Below are 5,471 nucleotides of genomic sequence, written 5' to 3'. Positions count from 1 at the left end.
TGCGCGCGTCGCGCAGGTAGACCTCGTTGAACTCGGCCTCGCCGGTCATCTGGCGCAGCGGCCGCACCTCGACGCCGGGCTGGTCCATGTCGAGCACGAAGTAGGTCAGCCCCTTGTGCTTGGGCTGCTCGGGGTCGGTGCGGGCCAGCAGCAGGGCGCGGCGGGCCTTGTGCGCGTTCGACGTCCACACCTTCTGGCCGTTGACGATCCAGGTGTCGCCGTCGAGCACCGCGCGGGTCGCCAGGCCGGCGAGGTCGGAGCCCGCGCCGGGCTCGCTGAACAGCTGGCACCAGATCTCGTCGCAGACGTAGTCCGGGCGCAGCAGCTGCCCGGCGAGCTCGCGGGAGGCGTGGGCCATGACCGTCGGCCCGGCCATGCCGTAGCCCATGGGGTTGAGCCAGAACGGGTTCGGCCCGCCGGCGCCCTGCAGGATGCCGTCGGCCACGGCCTGCAGGCCGGGGGCGACGCCGAGGCCGCCGAAGCCGGCGGGGAAGTGCACCCAGGCCAGGCCGGCGTCGAAGCAGGCGGCGAGGAAGTCGCGCTGACCGGTGTCGGCCGGTGGGTGCTCGGCCACCACCCGGCGGGCGGTCTCGGCGACCAGATCGCGATCAGACACAGCTGTCCCTCTCAGGCGTCGGTGAAGTCGGGCGTGCGGCGCTCGCGGAACGCCAGCGCCGCCTCGCGGTGGTCGGCGGTGAACGAGGACAGGATCTGGTTGCGGTTCTCGACGTCGATGCCGGCCTGCAGGCTGCCGATCTCCAGCTGGCTCCACATGACCTCCTTGGTCATGCGCACCCCGAACGGCGAGTTGGCCAGCACCAGCCGCGCGGTCTCCAGCGCCGAGTCGAGGACCTCGCCGTCCGGTACGACCCGGGTGACCAGGCCGATCCGGTCGGCCTCGGCGGCGTCGACGATCCGGCCGGTCAGCAGCAGCTCGAACGCCCGCGACGCCCCGACCAGCCGCGGCAGCAGCCAGCTCACCCCGATGTCGCAACCGGACAGCCCCAGCCGCACGAACGCCACGTTGTACCGGGACGACGCCGCCCCGATCCGCACGTCCGAGGCCAGCGCCAGCGCCAGCCCGCCACCGGCCGCCGGCCCGTTGACCGCCGCGATCACCACCTGCGGCAGCGCCCGCAGCTTGGGCACCAGCGCCGCGATGTGCTTCTGGATCGCCATGCCGGTCTGCGGCGAGCGCACGGCCCGGTCCGGCCCGCCCATGTCGAACGCGGTCAGGTCCAGCCCGGCGCAGAACCCCCGCCCGGCGCCGGTGAGCACCAGCACCCGCACCGACGGGTCCTCGGCGAGCGCGTCGAGCACGGCGTGCAGCTCGCGCAGCAGCTCGGCCGACAGGGCGTTGAGCCGCTCGGGCCGGTCGAGGGTGAGCACGAGGACGCCGGGCTCCGGGGAGTCGAGCCGGATCGTCCCCAGCCCGGTCGGGAGCGAGGCAGGCTGGATGGTGCTCACCCCGCGGACACCGGGTCGATCGAGGCGAGGATGGCCTGGTTGAAGGCGGCTGAACCGGTCATGGCCATACCGCCGTCGACGACGAGCTGGGCACCGTTCACGAAGGAGGCCAGGGGCGAGACGAGCACCGCGGCCATCGTGCCGACCTCCTCCGCCGTGGCGAACCGGCCGAGCGGCACCATGCCTGACCAGACGTCGTCGCCGACGGTCGCCGCCAGGCGCTTCATCCCCTCGGTGCCGTCCACCGGCCCGGGGACTATCGAGTTGGACCGGATGCCGAGCGGCCCCCATTCGAGCGCCAGGCTTCTCATCAACTGGTCGACGCCGGCCTTGGCGGCCGCGACGTGGGATTGGTGGACGAACGGCATCTGGGACTGCCCGCCGGAGACGAACAGGATGTTTCCACGGGTCTCGCGAAGGTGGGGGAACGCGTATTTGGCGCAGTGGAAGCTGCCCAGGACGTCGATGTCCAGCACGGCGCGGAAACCGTTGGTGCTCAACGCCTCGGTTGGGGCCAGGAAATTCCCGGCGGCCCCGCAGATGACGGCGTGCACGGGGCCGACACGTCGAGCCGCCAGGTCGAACGCTTCCTCCACCGCGCCGGCATCTCGCACGTCGGCCACTGCCCATGCCACCTCGGTGCCGTGCTCCCGGAGCTGCTCCGCAGCGAGCTCGAGCTTCGCCTCGGTCCGTCCGCAGATGACGATGTTGGCCCCGAGGGAGGCGCAGGTGCGCGCGATGGCGAGATTGACCCCGCTGCCACCGCCGCTGACGAAGACATTGCTGCCACGGAGCAGATCCGGCGGCAGTAGCTGGCTCATGAGGGCTGACTCCCCGCTTCGATGGGCTCGGGCTGCGTCGCTGTGCGGGCCACCTCGTCCAGCCGCGGGCTGATCGATGGGTCGATTCCCAGTGCCGTGGCCAGTTGGCGAACGCGGGGGACGTAGCGAGCGATGTTGCGCAGTTTGATCTCCTCATATCCACGGATGTCATCTGCTGCGGACACCAGACGCAGAGCCGCGTCGTAGTTGTCCGCGTCCAGCCGGTCGGCCACCGCCCGGACCAGCGAGCTGTAGTGACGCACGAGCTCGCGTTCCACCCGTCGGACCTCGGCGTACCCGAACGGGTCGAGGGGTGTCCCGCGCAGCGGCCGGGCCGCGGCGAGCAGGCCGAAGGCCGGCCGGAACCAGGGGCCGAGCTTGATCTTCGACTTCATGCCGATGGCCCGGAGGATCGGCGGGTGCAGGTACCAGTAGACCTTCGCTCCCGTTCCGAACTCCTTCTCGACGGCCTCACGAGCCGAGTCGAGCAGGTGCAGGCGCGCCACCTCGTACTCGTCCTTGTAGGCGGTGAGGTGGTAGAGCTGGCGCGCCACTTCTTCGGTCAGCCGACCGCGCGCCCCGCTGACCGCGCCCTCGGCCTCCGCGACGACCTCGACGGTGTCGAGGTATCGGTGTGCCGTGGCCAGGTTCTGGAAGGCCACCAGGTCCTGCGCCCGCACTTCGAGGACGTGGCGCAGGGCGGAGTCGGGCGCGATGGTCGCGATCCGCCTCTCCAGCTCGGGCTCGAGCGCCGGGGGGGTCTTCGACCGAGCGGCGATGAAGGCGTCCACCTCGTCCGGGCTGGCGACGGCGGCGCGACCCCATCGGAAGGCCTGGATGTTGGCGTCGACGGCGGCGCCGTTGAGTCTGATCGCCTCCTCGATGGACGAGGCGGAGAGGGGTAGGGCACCGCTCTGGTACGCCGCCCCCATCAGGACGCTGTTGGTCATCAGGTGGTTGCCGAAGGCGGCTTCCGCGATCGCCTCGGGGTCGACGAACACGTTGTCCCGAGCACGGGTCACCGCGTTGACCTCGGTGACCAGGACGTCGATGTCCGGATAGGGGATGGAGGGGTCGACGGCCATGTCCGCGGTCGGCGTCGGCCGGGTGGAGCCCACGGCGACGGTGCGGCTCGGGCTGGCCTGCGCAAGGCTCCTCGGGGTGAGCGAGGCGAGGAGATCGAAGGCCAGGAAGAGGTCGGACTCCCCCTCGGCGATCCGGGCGGCCGGCTCCTCGGTGGGGTCGCTGTACACCTGAAGCTGCGACACCACCGGCCCGGCCTTCTGGCTGGACCCGGTCAGGTCCAGGTTGCGGACCAGCCGGCCGTCGAGGACGGCCGCGGTGGCGAGCACCTGGCTGATCGTGACGACGCCGGTGCCCCCGATGCCCGTCATCGTGACGTTGAAGGCGTGCTCGGGCACCAGCCGAGTCGGCTCTGGCGACTCCGGGGCCTCGTGGCGCTGGCGCGCGACCGGGGTGGCGTCCTTCGTCTCCACCTTCATGAAGGAGGGGCAGTCGCCCTTCACGCAGGTGTAGTCGAAGTTGCACGAGGACTGGTGGATCGCCGTCTTGCGGCCGAACTCGGTGTCCACCGGCTGCACGCTCAGGCATTGCGACTTCGCGTTGCAGTCGCCGCACCCCTCGCACACCCGGTCGTTGATCAGGACGCGCTCGGTCGGCTGGACCATCTTCTTGCGCTTGCGCAGGCGTCGCTTCTCGGCGGCGCAGTACTGGTCGTGGATGAGGACTGTGACGCCTGACGTCGCGGCCAGCACCTCCTGGGCCTCGATGATGCGATCGCGGTGCCACACCTCGACGCCCTTGGCGAGCCGCTGACGGCGGTACTTCCTGACGTCGTCGGTCGTGACGATGGTCCGGGCGACGCCCTCGGCGGCCAGCAGCTGGGTGAGCGCCTGGACGGTCATGCCGCCTTCGACGTGCTGTCCGCCGGTCATCCCGACGGCGCTGTTGTAGAGCAGCTTGTACGTGATGGTCACGCCGGCGGCGACCGCCGCCCGGAGTGCGAGGCTGCCGGAGTGGTGGAAGGTGCCGTCGCCGACGTTCTGGAAGATGTGCGGTGTCGAGGTGAACGGCGCCATGCCGATCCACTGCGCGCCCTCGCCGCCCATCTGGGTGAAGCCGGCCATGACGCCGTACTCCTCCCGCGGCACCACCAGCTCGAGGATGTGGCAGCCGATGCCGGCGGCGACCGTCGAGCCGTCGGGCACGCGCAGCGAGGTGTTGTGCGGGCACCCCGAGCAGAAGAAGGGCTTGCGCGAGGTCACCAGCGGCAGCAGCGGCCGGGTGCGCCGCTCCTCGGGCAGGCGGACGACGTCCCCGATCGCCGTCCGTAGCCAGGGACCGAGCCGGCTGGCCACGGTGTCGGCGTCGAGTGCGCCGTACTCGGGCAGCAGTTCGGCGCCGTCCGGGTCGGTCTTGCCCAGCACCTCCGGCGCGCCCGGCTGCCCGTACAGGGCCTCCTTGAGGAACCGTTCGAGCAGTGGCCGCTTCTCCTCGACCACGAAGATCCGGGTGAGGTCCTGGCTGAACTCGCGCCATTCCTCGACCGCGATCGGGTAGAGCGCGCCCACCCGCTTGAGGCGCACTCCCGATGCGCGCAGGGTCTCGTCGTCGAGGCCCAGCTTCTCGAAGGCCTTGCGCAGGTCGTAGTAGGTCTTGCCGGCGGCGACGATGCCGATCCGCGGCTGAGCCGGCTCGACGACGACGGGGTTCAGATTGTTGAGCTTGATGTACAGCTCAGCGAGCCGCCGGCGGGAGCGCACGAGGTCGCGCTCGGCCTCCTTCATCGGCTGGCCGGGGGTGTTGATCCGCAGTTGGGGCGCGAAGGGGCGGCCGCCGTCATCGACGCTCGGCCGGAGGAAGCGTAGGCGTTGCGGGGTGACGTCGGCGGAGCCCGAGGCGTCGGCGGTCTCGGTGACCATCTTGAAGCCGACCCAGAGCCCGCTGACGCGCGAGAGCTCGTACCCGTGCAGTCCGAGGTCGAGGATCTCCTGGACGTTGCCGGGGAACAGGACGGGCATGCCCCAGTCGATGAACGCGCCGTTGCTGTCGGTGGGGTAGTTCGTCGATGCCGCGTCGGGGGGGGGGGGGGGGGGGGGGGCGTCCGAGGCGGCCGCCCCGGCCCCCCTGCGTCGCGGCCTTCGCGTTGGACGGGGGTCAGCC

4 protein-coding genes are annotated in these 5,471 nt (G+C 71.2%); all 4 read right to left on the bottom strand.

Translation table 11 applies throughout. The features are described 5' to 3' along the window. On the bottom strand, window positions 1-616 hold a 616-nt coding region (locus ACI8AF_RS27400; protein WP_456542949.1), incomplete at its 3' end, for an acyl-CoA dehydrogenase family protein. An 11-nt stretch (window positions 617-627) separates the two neighbouring features. Then, the gene (locus ACI8AF_RS27395) at window positions 628-1,467 is read right to left on the bottom strand and encodes an enoyl-CoA hydratase/isomerase family protein (RefSeq protein WP_456542948.1); all 840 of its coding nucleotides are present in this window, start codon (window positions 1,465-1,467) and stop codon (window positions 628-630) included. Next, complete coding sequence (locus ACI8AF_RS27390; RefSeq protein WP_456542947.1) at window positions 1,464-2,288, bottom strand: SDR family oxidoreductase; 825 nt, start codon at window positions 2,286-2,288, stop codon at window positions 1,464-1,466. The genes ACI8AF_RS27395 and ACI8AF_RS27390 overlap by 4 nt, the downstream gene beginning before the upstream one ends. Next, window positions 2,285-5,471, bottom strand: a 3,187-nt coding sequence (locus tag ACI8AF_RS27385; protein WP_456542946.1) for an indolepyruvate ferredoxin oxidoreductase family protein, incomplete at its 5' end; no start/stop codon positions are given. The genes ACI8AF_RS27390 and ACI8AF_RS27385, both read right to left, overlap by 4 nt.

The sequence above is a fragment of the Blastococcus sp. SYSU D00669 genome (genome assembly GCF_054050715.1).
The sequence above is the reverse complement of the archived record's forward strand: the minus strand, read 5'-3'. Positions and strand labels throughout refer to the sequence as shown.

What these genes read in the sequence shown, in the direction of transcription:
- ACI8AF_RS27390 (WP_456542947.1), bottom strand. Translation starts at nt 2,288, where the DNA reads ATGAGCCAGCTACTGCCGCCGGATCTGCTCCGTGGCAGCAATGTCTTC.